Origin of the sequence: Porphyromonas levii (assembly GCF_018206105.1) — a bacterium.
Lineage (GTDB): Bacteria > Bacteroidota > Bacteroidia > Bacteroidales > Porphyromonadaceae > Porphyromonas_A > Porphyromonas_A levii.
Map to the genome: position 1 here is coordinate 13,913 of NZ_JADRGN010000010.1, position 21,154 is coordinate 35,066.

The following is a 21,154-nucleotide window of genomic DNA, read 5'->3' on the forward strand; positions in this document are numbered from 1 at the left end:
TATGAATAAATCAATAAAAATCATATTGCTCGTAGTTGCCATATTACTTGCGGTTGGTGGCGTAATGGCATATTATAAGACCATTGTGTCTCCTCCTGGTAAACTGGAATTTAAAAATCAATATGTCAATTCCGACAAGAAAGATATTTCTCAGGTTAAGTCTGCAAATACAGACTTAGCCTTAGATTCTTTCTATGTTGCTATTACTCATGAACTTGATTTGCAACTGGCCAACTCTTTTTTAACCAATCAAGAAAGAAATGAATTATTGGAGTTATTTGCAACGCAGTACGTTCCAACTTATGTGTCTGCATGTAATTCAAAATTTAGTAAATCTGTATGGAATGAGGGAGAATTACAGAAAATAAATACTCGTATTTCAGAATTGCAAGGTCTTGTAACTACGGAAAATAAAATCGTTATTCAGGGCGTTGCGAATTCTTCTCTAAATGAAGTTCATAATGTGATTGTAGCATATTACGAAGCAAAGAGAGCCGCTTCTGTTAGTGGTTATAATGGTATTCAAGCAGCAAAGCAGAAAATTGCAACAGCAAAGAAGTATGCTTCAATGTCACCTATTAATAATTGTACAGAACTCGTTTCACGTTTAAATTCCGTATCTACTCGTTTGGAACAAGCTCATTATTCTTATTTGGCTGGGCAAGTAGAAAGGCTACGACCTTACTATAATTACAGTCAAACAGAATATGACAAAATAGCGTTAAGCATTTCCGAAAAATTTGATGAATATAAGAATAATGCAAGAAGCACATATGGAAGAGTATCTGATATAAGTTCACTCGAAAGCCGTGCTGGAAGTTATTACTCAAATGCAACGTTCAATAATTAATTATGAAGAAATTCAGCATTTTACTATTTTCTGTGGTCATGTTCCCTTTAGGTATAAATGCTCAGGAACAAGATACACTAAAAAACACAGTTGAAGTTGTTGCCGAGACTCCCGTTGAGGTTATTAAAGTCGACTCTCTTCAACATGAAATAGATCGTTTAAAAGGTCTAATTGCACAGTACAAGCAGTCAGAGACCTCATTAAATGGTAAGCTTTATGATTATGAGCAAACAATTAAGGTTCAGAACAAAAAGATTGAAAGGCTTAATAGTTATCTTCTTTTTGCAGACACAATTGTTGCTCGATTATCAAATGATTGTTTGCGAAAGAAGTATGACCAGAACCGAGTGAATCAGGCAATGGAAAACTTTGAGAAGATGTATTCTCCAGAATTGAAAAGCAAGTTTGGAAGATTGAGGTTCTTGCTAAATGAATATGGTAAGTTTACACAGGAACTTAATGCTATATTTATAGAGGCTCAGAACGATAAGGGATTGGGTAATCCTTTTACTGGTCAAAAGCAAGCATTAACTTACATTGATAAGATAAAGAATACTCGTTATTATAGAGATGTCTATAGTGAGAATTGGACTATTCCGTATCTCAACAACCTTATAGATAAATGCTTCGAGACTATTAAAGTTTTTAATCCCAAAGAGAGTAAAGAATTACATCTGTTAGAACTAATGAACTGATTATGAAACTTTCCCATGCAATCATATTGATTGCACTACTGACCGGTCAATCTGCCTCTTTGGCTTTTGCTTCGACCTCTGTAAATGGTATTTGTCAATTTGACAAATCAACTATGATAAAGGAGAAGTTGAAGAAGGCACAAGAGTACATCAATAATGGGAATTATTCAGCAGCTAAAAATTACCTGAATGGTGTTCTGAAACTTGATCCAAATAATGCAAAAGCCAAGGAACTTTTGGCTGTATGTAATAATGGGGGAAAGCCTGTTGCATCATCTCGTAGCAATAGCTCTAGTTCTAGCTCAAATTCGACTAATAGAGGAACTTCATATAGTAGCACCCTTTCTGCTTCTAAATCTAACTTGTCTTTCAGTTCTTATGGAGGAACTGAAACAATTACAGTGTCTGGACCTTCATGGTCAATCTCTGTTAATCCTGCTAGTTGGGGACATTTAACCCGAAGTGGCAATACATTGACACTGAAAGTTGATGCTAATTCCAGCACGTCTTCACGAACCGACTATTTCAAGCTAAAATCAGGGAGCCAAGAGATAAAAATTAATGTTTCTCAATCCGGTTCATCTTATTCAAGCTCACCGTATCTGAATGTTACAAAGACAGAAATGTTCTTTGCCTCAGAAGGTGGTCAAGAATCTATCACGATTAGCACCAACAACACTTGGAAGATTTCCACAAATACATATTCCTGGGGGCATTTAATGCAAGAAGGTAATACCCTCACTTTATCTGTTGATGCAAACTATACAGGTAATCAACGTACTGATTATTTTGTTCTTTCCGCAGGTGGTGTTGAGAAGAGAATCAATATAACACAATCTCAAACCTATGCAAAGAACGGAGTTTCGATGTCTGGCTCTACAAGAGCGTATACAGATAATGCGTCAGGACTTTCTTATTTGACAACATGCATTAAAGGTTGGGGAAAATGCAGATTAGGTGCTTTAACGGAAAGTGGAGCAGGTGTTGCCGTCTATGGTGGCAATGGATATGCAACAACAGGAAATCTTAATAGCTCATTTGTCGCAAAAATAAAAGAATTGAATGGTAACAAAGAAACATTTAAATCTGTTACGGCGACAAGTTCTGGATATTATTGCATAGTTTATGGACGCAATGGATGGTACGGATATGTTCCTGATGACATGAAGTTAAAGCTAAATCAGTTCAATAATGACCGAGAAGATATTTATTGTGTTTCAATAGCTGAGAATGGGGATTTTGTCATCATTACAGACAAACACATATATGCTTCAAACTCTACAGATAAATCAAATCTAAATAAGGCGAGCGATAAATATGGACATATTAAATATGCTTGTGTAACCAATCGCGCTTTAGTTGTAATTTGTCAGAACGGCATCTTCTATAGTAACATTCCAAATAACTTAGAAGTCAAACTGAAATCTATATCATTTAAGCCGGATAAGATTACTTTTACCGACAGTGGTACTTATCTGATTACGAATGAGAATGAAGCGTATTGCTATAACATGTAGAAATCCAATTGATATGAAGTTTAATAAATTCATAATCGTATTTTTTGTACTTGGCATGATTACAATGTCAAGTGCAAATAATGTGTTCGCTGGTACTATGGCCATGCAGCAATTTGACAAGAGCACGATGATAAATAAAAAGTTATCTGATGCTCAAAATTATATTGCAAAAGGCGATTATGTGGCTGCTCAAAACACATTAAATAGCTTGCTAAAAATTGATCCTAACAATTCTAAAGCAAAGGAATTGTTGGAAAGTTGTGAGTCTGGAATAAAGAAACAGAAACAACTGATTTATCAAGCTTATTTAGATGCATGTAACGCTGGTACAACAAGTTCGTTAGAGAACTTCATATCAAAATATCCTAATAGCGAATACGTTTTACAAGCAAAGAAACGTATCGAGGATTATAATATGTGGAAAAAGGCTAAGGAACAAAATACAATTAGTGCTTATAACTCATATTTGTCTAATTCCTCAATCCTTGCATATAAGGAAGATGCAAACAAAGCTATAAAGAACATTCAGGCTGAAATAGAATGGAACAATTGCAAGAATACCAACGATGAAGACAAATTAAATTCATTTATTCAGAGTTTTCCTTCTTCATCGTATGTCAATCAAGCTAAATACCGACTCAATATACTTAAAGGTGAGAGGTATTTTTCAACCAATAATTACACATTGGCTTATTCATATTTGAAAGATGCAAATAACTTTCAGACTTTGTCTGGACTTCCTGCTCAGCACCTTAAGGCTATTAACGACAAGAAAGAGTTTGATGACGTAATTTCAAGTTCTGATGTTGAAAAAGTAAGAAGGTATCTTAATTCTCTTTCAACATCAAATCCTTACTACAACCCAACGTCAAACAGGTTAGCGGCTTTACTCGGAGCTTCTCTTTCTACTTATTCATCAGAGTATAATATGAATGAAGCTATGTCATATGCAAAGGATGATGATACCAAAGCTTTGGTAAAACGTTACATCAATAAAGTAAAATCAGACAAAGCATATTACGAACATCAGAGAAAGGTTGCAGCTCATAAAGCTTGGTGGAGGAACCGCTTTATGGTAGGATGGAATGTATTTCATTTAGACTACCTTGACGATATAATGGCTGTTGGTACGGGTCTAAAGTTCAGATTCGGTAGATGGGATGATCCTGTTAATCTGCTTTTCGGGGCTGAGTATTCATATCTGATGTATCTAGACAGTGATGCCGATTACTATTGGGACGACTCTTCTGTGCTTACCGTTGCTCATGCTGTAGAAGTGCCTGTAGGTTTAAGATTTAATCTCTTTAAAACTGGCACATATAGCAAATTTTATATTGGCTGTAATGCAGCATTCGGTTTCAACTTTTCAGAAGGTGAATATTTCGGTGTAAATAAACAAACTTTATCGATTGAACCTCAGGTAGGCTTTGCTAGCAAGAATCTTGATTTCGGTATTTATTACAAGAAATACTTAAAAGATCAAGGTCTTTTCAAGTATACCAATGACTATGATCAACGAATTGGATGTTTCTTTACGTGGTTCCTATAATAAATACAAATAAGATTTAAGCAAAATGAAAGGTCATATAGAAACAGCTTGTTTCCATTGTTCAGGTGGACGTCAGATGATTTATGCTTCTAATCGAGAAGCAGAATGGTTAAATCATGTCATGGATGTAAGAACCTGTTATGACAAGTTGTTTGGTAAAACATCAGGTACATCCATATTATTATTATCTCCTGTTAAGACGGGTATCATGCTTATTGTAAGCAAAATAATACCTAATCGACTTGGAGATAATCTTACAGCTTACCTCAATATTCCTTACGGAATGGATATTTCTGGGGATTCTTTGCAAGGTATAGTATTTGACGTAATATCAGCCTTAGCACAGAATAGAAAGGATGCCGTTAGTTCATGTTTAAGTTCTGTCTCTAAAACAGAATATGAAATTTTAATCGATGAAAAACCTAGTCAGAGCATTATTAATAATTATGCTTATCGAATTGTTAATAGCGGAACTGGTAATGGGTCACTAGTGAATGTTTTGAATAATCTATTTCAAGATTATTATTTTCAATATCAATACACCTTCTTAGCTATCGATGATCAGTCTGTGGCAAACAAAGACCTACATACTGATTTAACAAACTATCCCATCAATAACTGGCGGCCAATTAAAGAACAGTTTACTGAAAAAATAAACAAAGTCGAGGATTACACTACTTTAACAAAAGAGCCATCTGGTGAGACTCCACTATCTAATGATTCTCAACCTGTTGAAATTACTAGTGAATGGTTAAAATCAAATACAGAAATTCATGGATGGCTGTCCTTTTTCTTTTTTGCCATTATCGTTGGAGGATTAATCAGTGCGATATATCCTATAGCCACATTTAATGCTGCTGATTATGCTGGCAATTTCTGTTTAGGCGCTGTAGATATTGTTACTGGATTACTCATTTTAGCTGTGGCAGGATTTACTGTCTATTCATTTGTAAATAGAAAGCCAAATGCGGTATTCTGGGGTAAAACATATGTAGCTCTTGTATTCTTGACCAATCTATTTGTTTTAATTAGTGGATCTACAGAAGAGAATGGACTCCAGAGTGTAACACAGGTCGTAAGAAGTTTCATTTGGGGAATTATTTGGTTCTTATATCTGACATTCTCTAATCAGGTTCAAGACGTTTTACCTAAGTCATTCAGAAAAGTATCTTCTACCGATTGGGCACTAGTTGCTGCTTCTGTACTTCTTCCTGTCTTTTTATTTATTGTAGGCTATTCTCAAATTAACTCTTTGGTAGATTCAAGAACTAACCAGGAAACTGAGTTGAGAAAAACAGAACTTTCATATAATCAAAGAACAGACGGACGCGTGATTTTTACTATTCCTGATAGCTTTGAGTGTGAAAGTCAAGTGGTGGATATCGAAGGGACAAGTGCAACCGTGTTTAGTATCAATAATGATGAAATAGGCAGCTGTACTATGTGCTCAGATTATGATTCAGACAAATCAATTGAAAATTTTGATAGTTATTGGAATAGTTGGAAAGATGAAGATATAAGGAATTATAGTACAGACAATGTCAATAGAGGGGCCATAAACGTAAATGGTAATGACTGTTTGTATAGGGTTACCAAACACTATGTGAATGGTATTTATGTTTATTGGCGTTATTATCTTCTTTTTGATGACGAAACAGGTAAAGTGTTTGTGGCTTCTTTCTATGATTTGGATAACTCTACCGACTATGTGGACGAGTTGCTCGAATCTGTAAAATTCAAATAACTTTTAAACATCAAAATTATGGCTGAAGAAAAATCAGAAAAAGCTGGCGTGTTTGCTCTCATCTGTTCATTCCTAATTCCTTTGATTGGAATCATTTGTTATTTTGTCAACAAGAATAAGGTTGAAAATGCTTCTTCCTATTTATTTGCTGCATTAGGTGGTTTTTTGGTAGGATTTATATTGCGTTTATCAGCTGCTTGAGTTTGATTTTGTTTTTAGTTGAGTAAAAATAATAAATGTGATTTCAAGTAAGAATAGCAAATGGGTATTATTTTGGTACTAGGTAACCTATACGGTCTTCCAAAACACTAAGAAGGATGGCAGGATTGATGTTCTTGCCATCCTTTTTTAATGTCAAATGAAGATGCGGCCCTGTACTGCGACCGCTGTTGCCTGTCAGGGCGACGATGGTGCCGGGATGTACGTGGATGCCTTTGGTGACGAGGACTTGTGAGAGGTGGCAATAGCTGACGGTGAAGTCACCGTGACGGAGGGTGACATACAGGCCTGAACGTTTGTCCCTGCCTACCTTGATGACCTCGCCGTGCATCATGGCGTATGCAGGTTCGTAATCAGCCTTCAGATCAAGCCCGTTGTGTAGGGCTTTTCTTTTTGTGAATGGGTCTCTGCGATAGCCGAAAGGGCTGGTGACAGAGATATGACGGAGTGGACTGACAAGTGCCGGGAGGCGGTCGGTCTGCTCCGTTTGGTTTTGTATTTGGGTAAAGGCAAGAGAGTCTCGCTGCTGATGCATCGAGCACGGGGGCTGTTGATCGGATGTTGCGGACTGCGTCGTTTTTGGCACAGCCTTGCGGCGTGCGTTGGTCTGCGTGACGGTGTTGAACTGGGCGAATACTGTTGCTGATGAACAGAATATTGCTGCTATTGTGATGAGTATAAATCGTTTCATGGCGCAAAAGTAACAAGCAATTCTTTGACTGGCATAAAGAACAAAGGGAAGACAAGTAGATTGTAACATAATATAGCAATCGAGTTTGATTTTTGAGCAGAAATCAAACTCAAATAATAATAATCGTCAAAAGATTGAGGATGTGAGAAGCCATAGAGTGATTGTATATAATAGTAGGAGTAACTTTGCATGAGTTTAATTTCAAATTCAAAGTTAAAGTATGAAGCAAGTACGATTTGAAGAGAGCGAGGTGCCTTATCAGACACTGGCTCGTTTTGGTCTCACACAAGAAAAGATTGAAGACCTGCCCTTGTGGGCATTGGAAGATATTGGTCAGGGACGACGTTCGCCGTTGCTGCCCATTCAGGTGACTAATGATGAGGGCGAGACGCAGAAGAGCCGCACCAGATTTGCGTTGGTCCGTATGGAGGACGGCAAGGTGGATGTGGTCTTCTATCCGCAGCTGGAGAAGTCGCCGTTGGAGGCATTCACTCATGAACAGCAAGAGGATTTGCTGGATGGAAAGGCTATCCTTGCCGACGTGAAGGATGCGGAAGGCAGAAGCAGCAAGGCTTTCGTGCAGATTGACACGGAGACCAATCAGGTGATGTCCGTGCCAACGCCTGTCATCGGGCGCAACTTAGAGGTGCTGAAGGATGAGCTGAAACTGAGTTCGGCAGAGCTGACCGTGATGCAGAAGGGTGAGCCACTCACGCTCATCATGGAGGATGAACAAGTGACGATAGGCATTGACCTGAATGACAAGACCGGCATTCGAATCAACCAAGGTGACAGTCAGAAGTGGAAGGAGAACACCAAGCGAGAGTGGGACAAATACACCTTCGGTTGCTACGGCTGTTGGGTCATGGGCGATGACGGTAATCTCGACTATGTGCCTGAAGAGGAGTATACAGAAGAACTATGGAATGAGCAGAAGAAGAACGGAGAACGCAACCGCGCCTCTTTTTCCATGCACAAGTAATCTACACATAATATAATAAGTATATGGCAGCAAACAAATATTATCCAGAGGATGTGCTCGTTGAGAAGATGCAAAGCGGCGAGTACGGTTGGTTGGAGTATGTCAACCATCATTCTGCTGAATGGCAGGAAGAATATGAAAGCTATTGTCTGAAGAACGGACTCTGCATTTGTGAAGAGAGTGCGGAGCAGTTTGTACATCACAAGGATGAGGAACTGGAGAAGGCAATAGAGAACGGAGAAGCTTGAGAAATGAAGAGTGAAGAGTGAAGAATGAAGAGTGAAGAATAAGTATGGCGATAAGAAAGAATACGAATCCCCGACAGATGGACCTGCAGCCAGAGATGCGTGACCTGCTCATGCGCAATGGTATGCAGGCTCATGTGGTGAGCAATGGCAGCGGCTATCAGCTTGTGGTGCAAGGTCACGACAGTCCGCTGCTCACCTATAACATCACCGAGAAGCAGATGTTGGCTCTGACCGACTGGGGAACGAATCATGCCAACAAGTTGGCCTACAATACCTTCACGAGTATTGTGGGCAACGACTTCTATATGCCCAAGAACTTCGTTCATGCACGCAATGCCAACGGACGTGTGGCTATGGGACTGTACGGCTATCGTGTTGGTATCGGCGAGTATGGACGGATGGGGCGCATTGGTATGCCACCTCCTTTCCTTGGTTGGACTCCACGCAGCCAGGAGGGATTCCATCTTCGTAGAGTCGGAGGACGATTGTTCTTTCCTGAAGCACCGATTGTTCCGGAGCGTTGGGACGGAAGGATGAAGCCCGGCGAATTGCAGAGCGGCGGTTACGGATTCTATTACAAGGGACAGCAGCAGAGTTATAGTCCACAGCAACAGGATGTGCTGAAAGATTTGGAAGGAATCATCACACCATCCATCAGTCGCCCGAGAAGCACGGAACCAGCCAAGCCTTATAAGGAACTGATTACCTCACCTGTCTATTTCACCAATGAGAAGTGGCAGGAATGCTTAACTTCGCATGGCATCATCATTGATGAGAACGCGAAGACGCTGACCATCCAGTCAAACAGCGCCAATGCCGACATGGTGTATGACCTGACGGAAGAGGAACTGAAGAAGCTCACCTCCAACTCTATCAAGGAAGTACCCGTCGTTCAACGCTTGGAGCTGCTGAATGGCATCATCAAGGACGACTTTGCAGACAGAATCCTGATGGACACACTAAACAGCAAGGAGCGCATCGACCTGCATCTGCATCCTGAACTTGAACAGGAGTTGCAACAGAGACAGCAACAAGACGAGGAACGGTTGCTTCCGTTGGAAGAGGAAGAGACTGTCAGACGTGACGTATTGCAAGGCGATGCCATGGTGAGAGGTGAAGACCTTGCCTTGCTCAATGAAAACAAGGGTTGGTATCGTGAGGGAGCACACGGACGTGAGGTGGAAGTCGGTGACATCATGGTAGAGAAAGTTCCACAAACAGAGGGAGAAAAGAAAGGCGAGGATAAGTACCGGATGACCGCCATTATCAATGGTGAAGCCATCACGCACGAAATCAAGCAGAAGGACTACGACAAATTCTTGGCGGTGGATGACTACCATCGAATGAAACTGTTCTCGAAGGTATTCAATGAGGTCGATATGAAGACACGTCCAGAAGCCAATGCCGGACTGGGTACGAAGATACTGGCGGCACTGACGGCAGGAGCGGTCGTTACGGCAGAGGTAGCTCATGACATGAACCACCATCATCACCATCCTGCCCCGGAATTGTATGCAGAACATCATGGAGGTCCACGTCCTTACTTCAAGCCGGGGGTGGATTCACCACAGGAGATTGCGGCAAGGTACTTTGAGGCAGAAGCCAATCATGTTGCCACGGAGATAAGGAGAGGATATTAACTATGTACAATTTATAATTTACAATTTATAATGAGCAACGAGCTGACATACGATGACTTTCTGGATAGGTTGAGCATACAGGAAGTGCTGGTGGACGCAGGGTATCATCTGAACAAGAGAGATGGTTTGCGTTATCCGTCGTATGTGCGTACTGACAGTGAGGGCAGACGGGTGCGTGGCGATAAGTTCATTGTCACGCAGAACGGAAAGTGTTGCTTCCAACCGCCGCAGCAGAAGGTGTATAATGTTATTTCGTTCATCAAGGAGCATCCTGAAATGTTTTCTGAGAATAAGGCAGGTATGGCACCAGACCGACTCGTCAACCTTGTCTGCAACCGACTGCTCAATCAACCCATCGAGGACAGACCCTCGAAAATCGTAGAACCAAGAAAGGACGGAAAGCCATTCAACCTGAATGACTACGACATCCACAAGTTCAATCCGCAGGACAGAGAGACGCAGAAGAAGTTTTATCATTATTTCAAATATCGAGGCATCGACCTCTATACGCAGTATGCCTTTCATCGTCATTTCTGTCTGGCTACCAAGCATCGGACAGATGGACTCACCTTTGCCAATCTTGCCTTTCCACTTGTGCTGCCCAAAGAGTCCGATAAGACCGTGGGCTTTGAGGAACGAGGGCGACCAAAGATAGATGGAAGCGGCGGTTATAAGGGCAAGGCAGAGGGGAGCAACAGCAGTGAAGGATTGTGGATTGCCAATCTGACGGGAAAGCCGTTGGATAAAGTAAGCGAGATAGTATGGTTTGAGAGTGCCTACGATGCAATGGCAGAGTATCAGATAAACCCTGTGAAGATGGTGTATGTATCTACGGGTGGCACACCTACCGAGGGGCAGATGCGAGGACTTCTGTCCATCACACCCAACGCACGGCACTATTTGGGTTTTGACAAGGATGATGCCGGATGGCAGTTTGTGGCAAACTTCAGGAAGGTAGCAGCAGAGATGGGCTTCCAACATGAGCATGTGCAAGCCTACCACCCATTGGGTTGCTACAAGGACTGGAACGATGCGCTGCTCAACAAGAAATCGGCAGAACTGATTGCAAAAGGCGAACCAGACACCTTTGACTATGCCGAGTTCATCGCAGCCGGCAAGGCAGAGAAACAAAGGGAAAAAGAAGAAAAGAACACATATCATAGAAGCGTATGAGACAAGAAGATAACAGCATCATCACCTTACGACCCAGCATCGGGCAGTATTTCATTAACGAGCTGCCACTGTTGCTGTTGTGCTTGGCAATGCTCCTTGTTGGAGGATTGCCAGACTGTGTATATAGTACCCTGTTGCTTGTCCTCAGTCTCTTGGCCTCCCTCTGTTTACTCTACCGATTCATTTATCTGAGGAGCATCCGCTACCATATCGGGAGCGAGCAACTCATCTGTGAGCACGGAGTGTTTAAGCGGAGCGTGAACTATATGGAGCTGTACCGAGTGGTGGACTTTGCCGAGCACCAGACTTTGATGCAGCAGTTGTGCGGACTAAAAAGCGTGACCGTGTTGTCGATGGACAGAACGACACCGAAACTGGATATGACAGGCATCAAGAACAGCTATGATGTGGTGAGTGTGATTCGGACAAGAGTAGAAATGAACAAACGAAGAAAGGGCGTGTATGAGATTACGAATAGATAAGATTTGGCTCATTGTCGTGGCATTGGTACTGAGCGTGCCGTCAGCCCATGCACAGATTGTGACAGCCAACCCTTTGGAATGGATGGCATTAGCAGAGGGCAACGAAGCCATCAACGGTGAGATAGAAAAGGAAATCAAGGGTCAGACCAAGACCGCCCTGTTGCAGAACACCATCGCCGCAGAGTTTACAAAGATACACGAATGGGAGAAGAAGTACAACAGTTATCTAAAGACCGCCAGCGGTTATGCATCTTCCCTCAAAGCCTGTACCTATCTGTACGATGATGGTGTGAAGATATTCATCACCTTGTGTAAGATGCGCAAGGCCATCAGCAACAATCCGCAAGGCATTGTCGCTACCCTCTCGATGAATAACCTGTATATGGAGACCGCCACTGAATTGGTGTCTGTTTTCACACTGCTGAAAGATGCCGTCGCCAAGGGAGGTAAAGAGAACATGCTGACAGGAGCGGAACGCAGCAAAACGCTGTGGGCATTGAACGACAAGCTGAGTGCCTTCAGCAAGAAGCTGCATCGGCTCTACCTATCTATACGCTATTACACCTTGACCGATGTGTGGAACAGCGTGACGGCAGGGATGATAGACCGCAGCAACGGGGAGATTGCGGCTCAGGCTATGGGACGGTGGAGAAGGGCGGCGAGAGTGAGTGGAGAGTGACTGCCCGACAACGGAATGGTCGGGAATGGTGGCTAATTATAAAGAAAATAAGATATGAGAGTTATAGTTGTTTATTCCATATTAATGTTGTCATCCTTTGCAGGAGTGCGGGCGCAGAACGACCCGACTCTTGCGGGGATGATTCTGATGTACACCAACAAGGCAGAGAAAGAACTGAAGAACCAGGAGAAGGTGATGCTGCTACAATCCACCGGTCATATCTGGACCAAGGAGGAAGTGGAAGCCACTACCGACCTGCAACGGGAGTTCAACAACTATTTGGACTCCTTCCGTTCCATCGTCAGCTATGCTGCACAGATATACGGTTTCTATCACGAGATAGGTCAGTTGGTGGACAACATGGGAGGATTGGTGGCTCAATTAGATGCCCATCCAGCTAATGGACTTGCCGTAGCCCTGTCTGCCAAGCGCAACAAGATATACCGCGAGCTGATTATGAACAGCATCGAGATTGTGAATGACATCCGCACAGTATGCCTGTCGGGCAACAAGATGACCGAAAAGGAGCGTGTGGAGATAGTCTTCGGCATCCGTCCCAAACTGAAGAAGATGAACAAGCAGTTGAAACGACTGACGAGGGCGGTGAAATACACCACCATGGGCGATGTCTGGATGGAGATAGACGAAGGGGCAAGACCCGCCAAAGCGAACAAAGCCGAGATAGCGGCGGCTGCCAAGAGGCGGTGGAAGCAGGTGGGCAAGAATGTGAAACCGTAAAGGACTGGACACTGAAACCCGACAACAAAATTGTCGGGAACGGTGGCTATTCCTACGACAACAGAGACAACTGATACAACAATCATCATAAAATAAAGAGATATGGGATTTTGGAGCTCATTATTGAAATATGGTGGCAAGGCGGCACGAGGTACCGGCCATGTCATCGGAGTAACTGGAAAAACCTTAGGCAGTGCGGCACTCCACCCGCAACGCACCCTTATGGGAGCCGGCAAGGCTATGCAGACAGCCGCAGTAGGTAGTGCCGCAGGCTATGTGACATGGGAGAAGCTGACCACGGACAAGAGCGTGGCACGCATTGTGGGTGACGCTGTCATCGGCGAGAATGCCACGGAAGCGGTGGCACAAACCGCCAACGACGTACAGCTTCTGACGGGCAAGGCTGGTGAAGCCGTTGATGCGGTGAACACTGTAGCCGGAAAGATGGACACCCAGTTTAGCGGCATCAGTGACTTCTTCAGAAATATGTTCGGTGGCGGAGGATGCGACATGATAGGCAATCTCTTTGGCAATATCGGCAAGGGCAACGTGTCTGGTATGAGCATCGTCGGACTAGTGGCTGCCGCCTTCATGGTATTCGGACGCTTTGGTTGGATGAGCAAGATTGCGGGTGCCCTACTTGGAGCGATGATCATCGGGAACAATTCTAAGGTGGCGCAAGCTCTGCCTAACGGAGGCGGCACATCTTCGCATGGGCAGAACTTGGAAGAGGCAGAGACCCAGAACAGAGGGATGAAACGATAATCAATATACAGCGATATGAGATATACAGAAGAAATGATACTACGCTCATCGAGCGGCTACTGTATGCCGTTTGAGGAGCCCACGAAGCAGGACGTGCAGATGTCCTTGAGTTACGGAGAGCAGAAGCACCCCGTGACGGGAGAAACATTCTTCCATCACGGCATAGACTTCTCTGTGAACCACTACTTGCTGTCTGCAGTGGCTACGGGAACCGTCTCTGCCATCGGGTCAGACGCGGAGCATGGCATCTACCAGACCATCCGCTACGGCAAATACGAAGTGACTTACAGACACCTCTCCAATGTCTTCGCCAACTTCTCCCAAAGCGTCAAGGCCGGTCAGACCATTGCCATCAGTGGCGACCTGCTGCACATGGAGGTGAGGTTTGACGGAGAGGAAATCAATCCATTGGAGTTCCTCACCATGCTCTACGGCAATATCAAGGCATTGGAGCACAATTCCCAAATGGGCATCAATGAACTTGACATGAACATCCCTTCACCCTACGACACCGACCGTCAGGAGATAGAGACATTGATGCTCCGCTTCCTCCCCTCCTATTTCGAGGACCTTCAACAGGGAGCATACTCTCTGCCCGAGCATATGGAGCAGTCGTTGAGAAACATCTTCTCGTTGGGAGCGAGCAAGCATTACTTCTACGAGACCATACCGAGCATGGCTAATCCCTTGGGCATCGGCAACCGCTGTATGCCTTTGGCGGCTAAGGTGCAGAACCTGCTCATTGCCGACTTTCTCAACTATCTTGCCATGCGACATCAGGTGTATCTCTCCACGATGGACGAGGTATTAAAAAAAAACTCCAAGAGCAAGTCCTGACGCATGACGGCATCATTGATCCTCTTGCCGATTTGGACGTGGATATCCAGAGTTTCGACATACCGAGAATGGTGAGCGTCTATCCCGACCGGGCTGGCGTGAGATGGTGGACAAAGGCATGGTTCAATGGCAAGGAAGAGGGAGAACCTTCCGTGGAGATAGAGGAACGTATGGCTGTTCAGTTCATCCACCGCCAAGTGGACAAGGACGCATGGTTGGAGAAACACTATCCTAAGCAGATGGAGATATATCACAATGCCATCGAGCAGACAAAGGAACAGATATTACAGCAGTATAATATATAAAAAGGTATATGGCAGTAAAGAACAGTCAGCGATTCGCAGAGATAGAGCGTCTGATGGGCGACTACTTCGGGTGTCACCTTGCCCCCGTGATGGGCAGGGTACAGCGGGACTTGTCTAACAGACAGGCAGACGAGATGCGAGCCTACTCCAACAGCGCGGCTGGCATCCTACGCTCATTGGCCACTGCCAATATGCCCGGTGATGACCCATACGCCACGCTGAGGATTACAGGCGAGTGGAACAGCAAGACCACCGAAGATTATCTGGCGATGTGCAAGGAGGCTATTGTCGGCAACAAGGACATGCAGCGTGACCTTGCCGTGATGGCTGAGGAGTGGCGCAAGGCGGTGGTGACGGAGATAGGACGAGAACGGTACGATGCACTCTCTAAACAACTCGGTTGTGATTTGGCATACGCCTATATCGACCACCGTATAGAGCAGCTGATGATAGAGAAACTGATAAAAGATCGTATGCCCAAATCCTCAGCCGACTATATCATCCGCAAGGCGGCACAGAGCAGTCTGTTCGGTCTGCCCTACGAATTGAACAAGTCACCCCTTGCCGCAGAGATAGAAGCCAAAGGAGAGGCAGCCTATAAGCCCTCTCGGACAGAGAAGGCGGCGGGATGGGCAGCTGGAGCGGGTGCCGATGCCGTGGCCATGGGAGGAATCGGCTCATGGGCGACCTTCGCCAAGTTTGTCGGTATCGATATGGTGATGAATGTCGGCATGGAATGCCTTGGCAAAAAAGGCAGCAAACAAGAGGTCAGTGTCGAGGAGTGTATCAGCAAGGGAGTTTTCGGTACGGACACCAATGTCTTCGCCTCATTCCGCAAACAGGCAAAGGTCATCAAGAACCACGAGAACAACTATATCAAGGCTACCAACAGCCATTTCAAGAACAAGATTCCCACGAGCAATATCACATTTATGGATTGGACGAAACAAACAGAACAGACCTCCTTCCCATGGAATAAAGGTACGTTCCTTGACCCTCAGAGAAACGAAGCAGCCAAACGTACAGGCAAGTACAAGGATGTGCCCTTGATAGTCGCACCCGGACAGGAAGACGAGTATCTGGAGGTTAAGGCGAGACTGGATGCAGAGGCTGAGAAGGAGAAGAAAGCAGAACCGCAGGAAACTCCTGATTCATCGACTGAAGAGGCAACAGCATCTGTAGAACCGCCAGAGCAAGCCGCCTTGCAGACCAATGAAAGCGGATGGGACGGACTTTTACAGAGCTTCGGGCTGGACGGCTTTTCAGACATTGGCAAAAACCTTGGCTATGTGTTGGCAATGCTGCCCGATGTACTGGTGGGACTGTTCACGGGCAAGACGAAATCGCTGAATATGGACAATAGTCTCCTTCCTTTGGCCTCCATTGTGGCTGGAATGTTCGTAAAAAATCCCATACTGAAGATGTTGCTGATGGGCATGGGAGGTGCCAATCTGCTCAACAAGGCGGGACATGAGGTGCTGGGCAGGAAACAGCAGGAAGGCATTGCGCCAACTGTGGTGGGTGCTGGTGCGTTACGTGTGCAGTACCGACAATATCCCGATGAGCCACTCAATCCTCGCATCAGCAACCCGATGCTGCAAGGGAGGTGCTTGGTTGCCAACATCGATAATGTGCCATGTACCATCCAACTGCCTGACAGCGTGATTGGGGCGTACCAGTCGGGGGCATTGCCACTGAATACGTTGGCTAATGCCATACTCGCCAAGAACGACCAGATGCGACAGCTGGCAGCGAATCAATATGAGGAACAGACACGGGAAACAATGATACGACCAAGAGGAATACAATAAAAAAAATAAAAGCATGAAAGAGAAATCAGATTTTGAGAAGCGGGCGGCGGAGAAACAGGTGTCGCTGCTTACTGAGGCACTGACGAGTGCGGTAGATGCGAAGGGGCATTGGTTGAACGCAAGTGGGAAGCTATATCCGAAGCTCTATCCCAAGGGCTTTTCGGTCAGTCCGTTCAATGCCCTTGTTCTTGCCCTTGACTCCGATGCCAAGGGTTGCAAGAGCAACCTGTTTACGCAGTTCTCCGAAGCGAAGGCACGGGGTGAGAGCGTGAGGGAGCATGAGAAAGGTGTGCCGTTCCTGTATTACAACTGGAACAAGTACGTCAACCGCAACCATCCCGATGATGTCATCCCCAAGGAGGCATACGCAGAGTTGTCGGAGCAGGACAAGCAGCAATACAAGGGAGTGAAGAACCGTGAGATACGTGTGCTCTTCAATATCGACCAGACCCTCCTGCCCATGGCCAACGAAACCGCCTACACTACGGCCTTGAAGAAAGACGGCACGATGGAAAACAGAGGTTATGGCGACAAGGAGGACAAACAGTTGCATGGACGTGTCAGCGGATTCCTTCAGAAGATGAAAGACAACCTCGTGAATGTCCGTCAGGACGGCACGGGCGTGGCTCACTACGACACCGAGAAGGATGTCATCTACCTGCCCCGACAGCGAGACTTCGAGCACTACAATGACTATGTACAGGAGATGATGCGCCAGTTGGTGTCTGCCACCGGTCATCAGCAGCGGTTGGCACGTGAAGGTATGGTGATGAAGAACGGCAAAGCCCCGTCGGAGGATGCCGTGAAGAAGGAACGTCTCATCATGGAGATTGCTTCGGGTGTGAAGATGCTCGAACTGGGACTGCCCGCCCGTCTGTCAAAGGACAGCCTTGGCATGGTGGACTACTGGACGAGGGAGCTGAAGGAAGACCCCTGTCTGATTGATGCCATCGAGAGCGAGGTGAACGGTGCACTGAAGGTGCTCAAAAAAGCCGAACAGGGTGAAAAGGTGGAATATGCTACCGACCAGCATCAGCGAGAGACTGCGCAGATACAGGGGCAGTTGCCCAACCACTACTTCGTAGCAGACGAAATCAAGCAGCATCCCAACGAGGAGCAGCGTACCGTGGTCATCGTGAGAGATGATGCTAATAAGACCGCCGATGTGGTGCTGCCACAGGGGGCATCGTTGGAGGTGAACAACGAGATCAAGGGCATGAACAAGCAACGCTTCACCAATGCCTTGCAGAAAGAAGGTTATGACAACGTGCGTTTCTACAATCCCGATGGAGCCTTGGGCTTCCGTCCCGATGACAGCTATTTCGCCGACAAGAAAATCACGGTGTCCAGATTGCGCAACTGGTCGATAGAAGACCTTTCCTCGTTGGATGCCACGGAAGCCGTGACCCATAGCCGTGACATTGGTTTCGACAATGTGCAGTTGGTGAAGGATGACAAGGAGCGGTGGGCACTCTATATCAAGCCCGAAGGTAAGGAGGGCTTTGCCGTCTATCCCGACAAAGGCGACCTCAATCATTTCTTCACCACCTTGAAGCAGTCGATGGACAATATCGAGCGTGTGCGTGAGGAATTGGCACAGAAGTATTATGCCATGGCAGAGGCTAAGCCCGATCTGAAGGTGGATATTTTTGGTGGCAATGAGCAGGAGGTTGATCTGAACCGCATCCAGCGTGTGGCAGTTTTCCGTGCCAAGTCGGGCGAATGCCTGTGTGCAGCCACTATCGACGGCAAGAAATTGCAGCCGAGAAGTGTCAGTCCGTCACAATGGCAACGATTGTGGGTGGCTCCTGACAGGGATTCGTATAAGCAGAACCTTGCCGCCTCGTTGTTTGCCGATGTATTGCAGAAAGACAACAACGTCGAGCAAAGTACACAGGAGAAGCAAGAAGAGGCTACGGAGGTGAAGCAAGCGGAAACGGCAACTGTCGAGAAGCATGATGAACAGAAGGAAATGGCACAGCAGGAAGATAAGCCTTCAGACCAGAAAGAACAGGCATCAGAACAAAGGGAAGAAAAGAAAGAAGAGAAGAAGGAAGATAAGGCAGTCAAGGCTGCTATCTCTCCCCTTGTCCAACAATATCTTGACTTGAAGAAAAAGCATCCTGATGCCATTCTTTTGTTTCGCTGCGGTGATTTCTACGAGACCTACAAGGATGATGCGGTAAAGGCTTCCAACATATTGGGTATTACGTTGACGAAGAGCAATGGGCGCAAAGATGATGAAGGCAAACCGTTGGCAATGGCAGGATTCCCATATCATGCTCTCGACACCTATCTTCCGAAGCTCATTCGTGCGGGAGAGCGGGTAGCCATCTGTGACCAGTTGGAAATGCCGAAGCAGACAACATCGTCGAAGCGTGGTATCGCGGAGATGGTGACACCTGGACAAGAGACTGGAAAGCAGATGGCACAGGAAAGCCAGGAAACAGGACAACATACAAGTTTAAGGAGATAGGCTTATGGGAAAGAATGCAGCGTATGCCGCACAATATGCGGAGGAAGCCAAAGAGCAGATGCGCAGGTATGGGATTCCTGCCTCTGTCATCTTGGCGCAAGCCATTCTGGAGAGCAGCAACGGACAGAGCCAACTGTCTCGCGAATGCAACAATCACTTCGGCATCAAGGCTACGGATTCGTGGCTGAAGAATGGCGGCGAATATGGAGTCTATACGGACGACAAGCCCAATGAGAAGTTCTGCAAGTACAAAAGCGTGGGTGACAGCTATGAGCATCATTCGCAGTTCCTGAAGCAGAACAAGCGATATGCGCAGTGCTTCACGCTTTCACCTGACGACTACAAGGGATGGACGAAGGGCATTGAGAAGGCTGGTTATGCCACTGGCGGCGGTTATGCAGCGAGTCTGCAACGCATCATTGAAGCCAACGGACTGGACAAGTATGACCGTGAGGTGATGGCTGAGATGCGGTCAGGAGGTCGGTCATTTGGGGTGGAGAATAATCCTCGCAGAGAAATGCCTGCCGCCCATGTACCACAGTCTGCCGGGTATTCCTTTCCTGTAGAGCGAGAGGTATTTCTCTTCATCACCTCGCCATTCGGCAATCGCCAGGATCCGATGGATGCCACCAAGCAGCAGATGCACAAGGGCATTGACATCAAGACGAACCATGAGGCGGTGCTGGCTACGGAGAACGGCGGCAAGGTGGTGGCGGTGAATCATCATGCGAACACGGCAGGAGGGAAATCCGTTACCGTGGAATACAGCCGTGAGGATGGCAGCAAGGTGCAATGCTCTTACCTGCATCTTTCCAACATAGCAGTAAAGGTAGGCGACGTGGTCAATGCCGGACAGAAGTTGGGAGTGTCGGGAAACACTGGCACACGAACCACTGGCGAGCATCTGCATTTTGGAGTGAAGAGCGTATCGGCTGACGGCTCAAAAAGGGATATGGATCCAGCCGCTTATTTGGCAGAAATCGGACAGAAGGGCAACATCAAGCTACAGGCCCTGCATAACGGCAATGACCTGTTGGCGAAATACAAGAGCGATGCGCCGCAGGAGCAGAAAGTTTCGTCGGAGGACTGGATGAAGAAACTGCTTTCCTCAGAGGACAGCGGCGTGGGCATTTCGGGAACTAATGATCCAATACTCGACATGGCGATGACCACCTTCATGTCGCTGATGATGTTGGCAGCGCAGATTGACAGCAAGGATGAGGAACGACAAAAGGGGCTCATCTCTGCCATGGCAGCCAACCGGCTTGTAGATCTGACCTCACTTGTTCCAGGCATGAGGCAATGCACCATCGCTGTGGGTGAGAACGGCAAGACTGTGCTTCATGCAGAGAGCGGTATGGTGAAGATTGACCGTGAACTGACTTCCTCGGAGATGAGTCGACTATCGCTCATTTTGGGCAATGCCAATCTGTCGGAAGAAAGCAAGCGGATGAAGATAGCGGGAATGGTGACAGGCATCGTGGCTACACAGCAGGCTTCGCAGAACTTCGAGCAAGGAATGGAGGCAGAAAGTCAACAACAAAATCTGCAAAGGAAATGAAAAGGATAGCAAGACATTTGTGTACAATGCTGATGGGTATGCTGGCAGTGACAGGGCACTTCATGCTTACCCAATGGCTTTTCGGTCAGACCGTGGCCATCATCTATCTCGGCTTCCAACTTATTGTAGCTGCGTGGATAGTCTATGAACTGATACGTGCGCCGGTATATGATGATTGAAAAGAGATTATTG

At 45.8% G+C, this 21,154-nt stretch carries 21 protein-coding genes; 20 read left to right on the forward strand and 1 reads right to left on the reverse strand.

Annotation, left to right across the window (positions count from 1 at the left end):
• Position 1 precedes the first annotated feature (1 nt).
• Genes IX315_RS03435 through IX315_RS03460 form a run of 6 tightly spaced genes read left to right on the forward strand, consistent with a single transcriptional unit; the run spans position 2 to position 6,556 of the window.
• Positions 2 to 850 (forward strand): hypothetical protein, encoded by an 849-nt coding sequence (locus tag IX315_RS03435; protein ID WP_025830763.1) that lies wholly within the window; start codon positions 2 to 4, stop codon positions 848 to 850.
• A gap of 2 nt (positions 851 to 852) precedes the next feature.
• Positions 853 to 1,545 (forward strand): hypothetical protein, encoded by a 693-nt coding sequence (locus tag IX315_RS03440; protein WP_034523982.1) that lies wholly within the window; start codon positions 853 to 855, stop codon positions 1,543 to 1,545.
• A 2-nt stretch (positions 1,546 to 1,547) separates the two neighbouring features.
• Entirely contained in the window at positions 1,548 to 3,062 is a 1,515-nt protein-coding gene (locus IX315_RS03445; protein WP_211837158.1) for a BACON domain-containing protein, read from the forward strand.
• Positions 3,063 to 3,075: 13 nt separating this feature from the next.
• On the forward strand, positions 3,076 to 4,611 hold the full coding sequence (locus tag IX315_RS03450; protein WP_211837159.1) for an outer membrane protein assembly factor BamD: 1,536 nt from the start codon (positions 3,076 to 3,078) through the stop codon (positions 4,609 to 4,611).
• Positions 4,612 to 4,636: 25 nt separating this feature from the next.
• Positions 4,637 to 6,355 carry a hypothetical protein gene (locus IX315_RS03455; RefSeq protein WP_139261791.1) on the forward strand — a complete coding sequence of 573 codons (1,719 nt, stop codon included), beginning with the start codon at positions 4,637 to 4,639 and terminating at the stop codon, positions 6,353 to 6,355.
• Positions 6,356 to 6,373: 18 nt separating this feature from the next.
• On the forward strand, positions 6,374 to 6,556 hold the full coding sequence (locus IX315_RS03460; RefSeq protein WP_025830757.1) for a hypothetical protein: 183 nt from the start codon (positions 6,374 to 6,376) through the stop codon (positions 6,554 to 6,556).
• A 67-nt stretch (positions 6,557 to 6,623) separates the two neighbouring features.
• Here IX315_RS03460 and IX315_RS03465 read toward each other — a convergent pair whose 3' ends face one another.
• A complete protein-coding gene (locus IX315_RS03465; protein ID WP_243462273.1) occupies positions 6,624 to 7,109 on the reverse strand; it encodes a M23 family metallopeptidase in 486 nt (161 codons plus the stop codon).
• A 376-nt stretch (positions 7,110 to 7,485) separates the two neighbouring features.
• Between IX315_RS03465 and IX315_RS03470 the strand changes: the two genes are divergently transcribed.
• From IX315_RS03470 to IX315_RS03535, 14 genes are all read left to right on the forward strand, one after another.
• Positions 7,486 to 8,247, forward strand: coding sequence for a DUF4099 domain-containing protein (locus tag IX315_RS03470; protein ID WP_211837160.1), 762 nt, complete (start codon positions 7,486 to 7,488; stop codon positions 8,245 to 8,247).
• A 23-nt stretch (positions 8,248 to 8,270) separates the two neighbouring features.
• The gene (locus tag IX315_RS03475) at positions 8,271 to 8,495 is read left to right on the forward strand and encodes a hypothetical protein (RefSeq protein ID WP_094399410.1); all 225 of its coding nucleotides are present in this window, start codon (positions 8,271 to 8,273) and stop codon (positions 8,493 to 8,495) included.
• A gap of 44 nt (positions 8,496 to 8,539) precedes the next feature.
• Positions 8,540 to 10,135, forward strand: a complete 1,596-nt coding sequence (locus tag IX315_RS03480; protein WP_211837161.1) for a hypothetical protein — start codon at positions 8,540 to 8,542, stop codon at positions 10,133 to 10,135.
• A 30-nt stretch (positions 10,136 to 10,165) separates the two neighbouring features.
• Positions 10,166 to 11,308 carry a toprim domain-containing protein gene (locus IX315_RS03485; protein WP_211837162.1) on the forward strand — a complete coding sequence of 381 codons (1,143 nt, stop codon included), beginning with the start codon at positions 10,166 to 10,168 and terminating at the stop codon, positions 11,306 to 11,308.
• Positions 11,305 to 11,790 carry a PH domain-containing protein gene (locus IX315_RS03490; protein WP_211837163.1) on the forward strand — a complete coding sequence of 162 codons (486 nt, stop codon included), beginning with the start codon at positions 11,305 to 11,307 and terminating at the stop codon, positions 11,788 to 11,790. The genes IX315_RS03485 and IX315_RS03490 overlap by 4 nt, the downstream gene beginning before the upstream one ends.
• Entirely contained in the window at positions 11,771 to 12,469 is a 699-nt protein-coding gene (locus tag IX315_RS03495; protein ID WP_211837164.1) for a hypothetical protein, read from the forward strand. The genes IX315_RS03490 and IX315_RS03495 overlap by 20 nt, the downstream gene beginning before the upstream one ends.
• A gap of 54 nt (positions 12,470 to 12,523) precedes the next feature.
• Positions 12,524 to 13,207 carry a hypothetical protein gene (locus IX315_RS03500; protein WP_060451221.1) on the forward strand — a complete coding sequence of 228 codons (684 nt, stop codon included), beginning with the start codon at positions 12,524 to 12,526 and terminating at the stop codon, positions 13,205 to 13,207.
• 102 nt (positions 13,208 to 13,309) lie between these two features.
• Positions 13,310 to 13,972 (forward strand): hypothetical protein, encoded by a 663-nt coding sequence (locus IX315_RS03505; protein ID WP_211837165.1) that lies wholly within the window; start codon positions 13,310 to 13,312, stop codon positions 13,970 to 13,972.
• Positions 13,973 to 13,987: 15 nt separating this feature from the next.
• Positions 13,988 to 14,809 carry a M23 family metallopeptidase gene (locus tag IX315_RS03510; protein ID WP_211837166.1) on the forward strand — a complete coding sequence of 274 codons (822 nt, stop codon included), beginning with the start codon at positions 13,988 to 13,990 and terminating at the stop codon, positions 14,807 to 14,809.
• Between the two features lie 68 nt (positions 14,810 to 14,877).
• Complete coding sequence (locus IX315_RS03515; protein ID WP_177828879.1) at positions 14,878 to 15,114, forward strand: hypothetical protein; 237 nt, start codon at positions 14,878 to 14,880, stop codon at positions 15,112 to 15,114.
• An 8-nt stretch (positions 15,115 to 15,122) separates the two neighbouring features.
• Entirely contained in the window at positions 15,123 to 16,925 is a 1,803-nt protein-coding gene (locus IX315_RS03520; protein WP_211837167.1) for a hypothetical protein, read from the forward strand.
• A gap of 13 nt (positions 16,926 to 16,938) precedes the next feature.
• A complete protein-coding gene (locus IX315_RS03525; RefSeq protein ID WP_211837168.1) occupies positions 16,939 to 19,401 on the forward strand; it encodes a MutS N-terminal domain-containing protein in 2,463 nt (820 codons plus the stop codon).
• 4 nt (positions 19,402 to 19,405) lie between these two features.
• Positions 19,406 to 20,962, forward strand: coding sequence for a glucosaminidase domain-containing protein (locus IX315_RS03530; RefSeq protein WP_211837169.1), 1,557 nt, complete (start codon positions 19,406 to 19,408; stop codon positions 20,960 to 20,962).
• Positions 20,959 to 21,141: a hypothetical protein gene (locus IX315_RS03535; protein WP_211837170.1), complete on the forward strand. Its 183-nt coding sequence runs from the start codon at positions 20,959 to 20,961 to the stop codon at positions 21,139 to 21,141. The genes IX315_RS03530 and IX315_RS03535 overlap by 4 nt, the downstream gene beginning before the upstream one ends.
• The last annotated feature ends 13 nt before the right edge of the window (positions 21,142 to 21,154 follow it).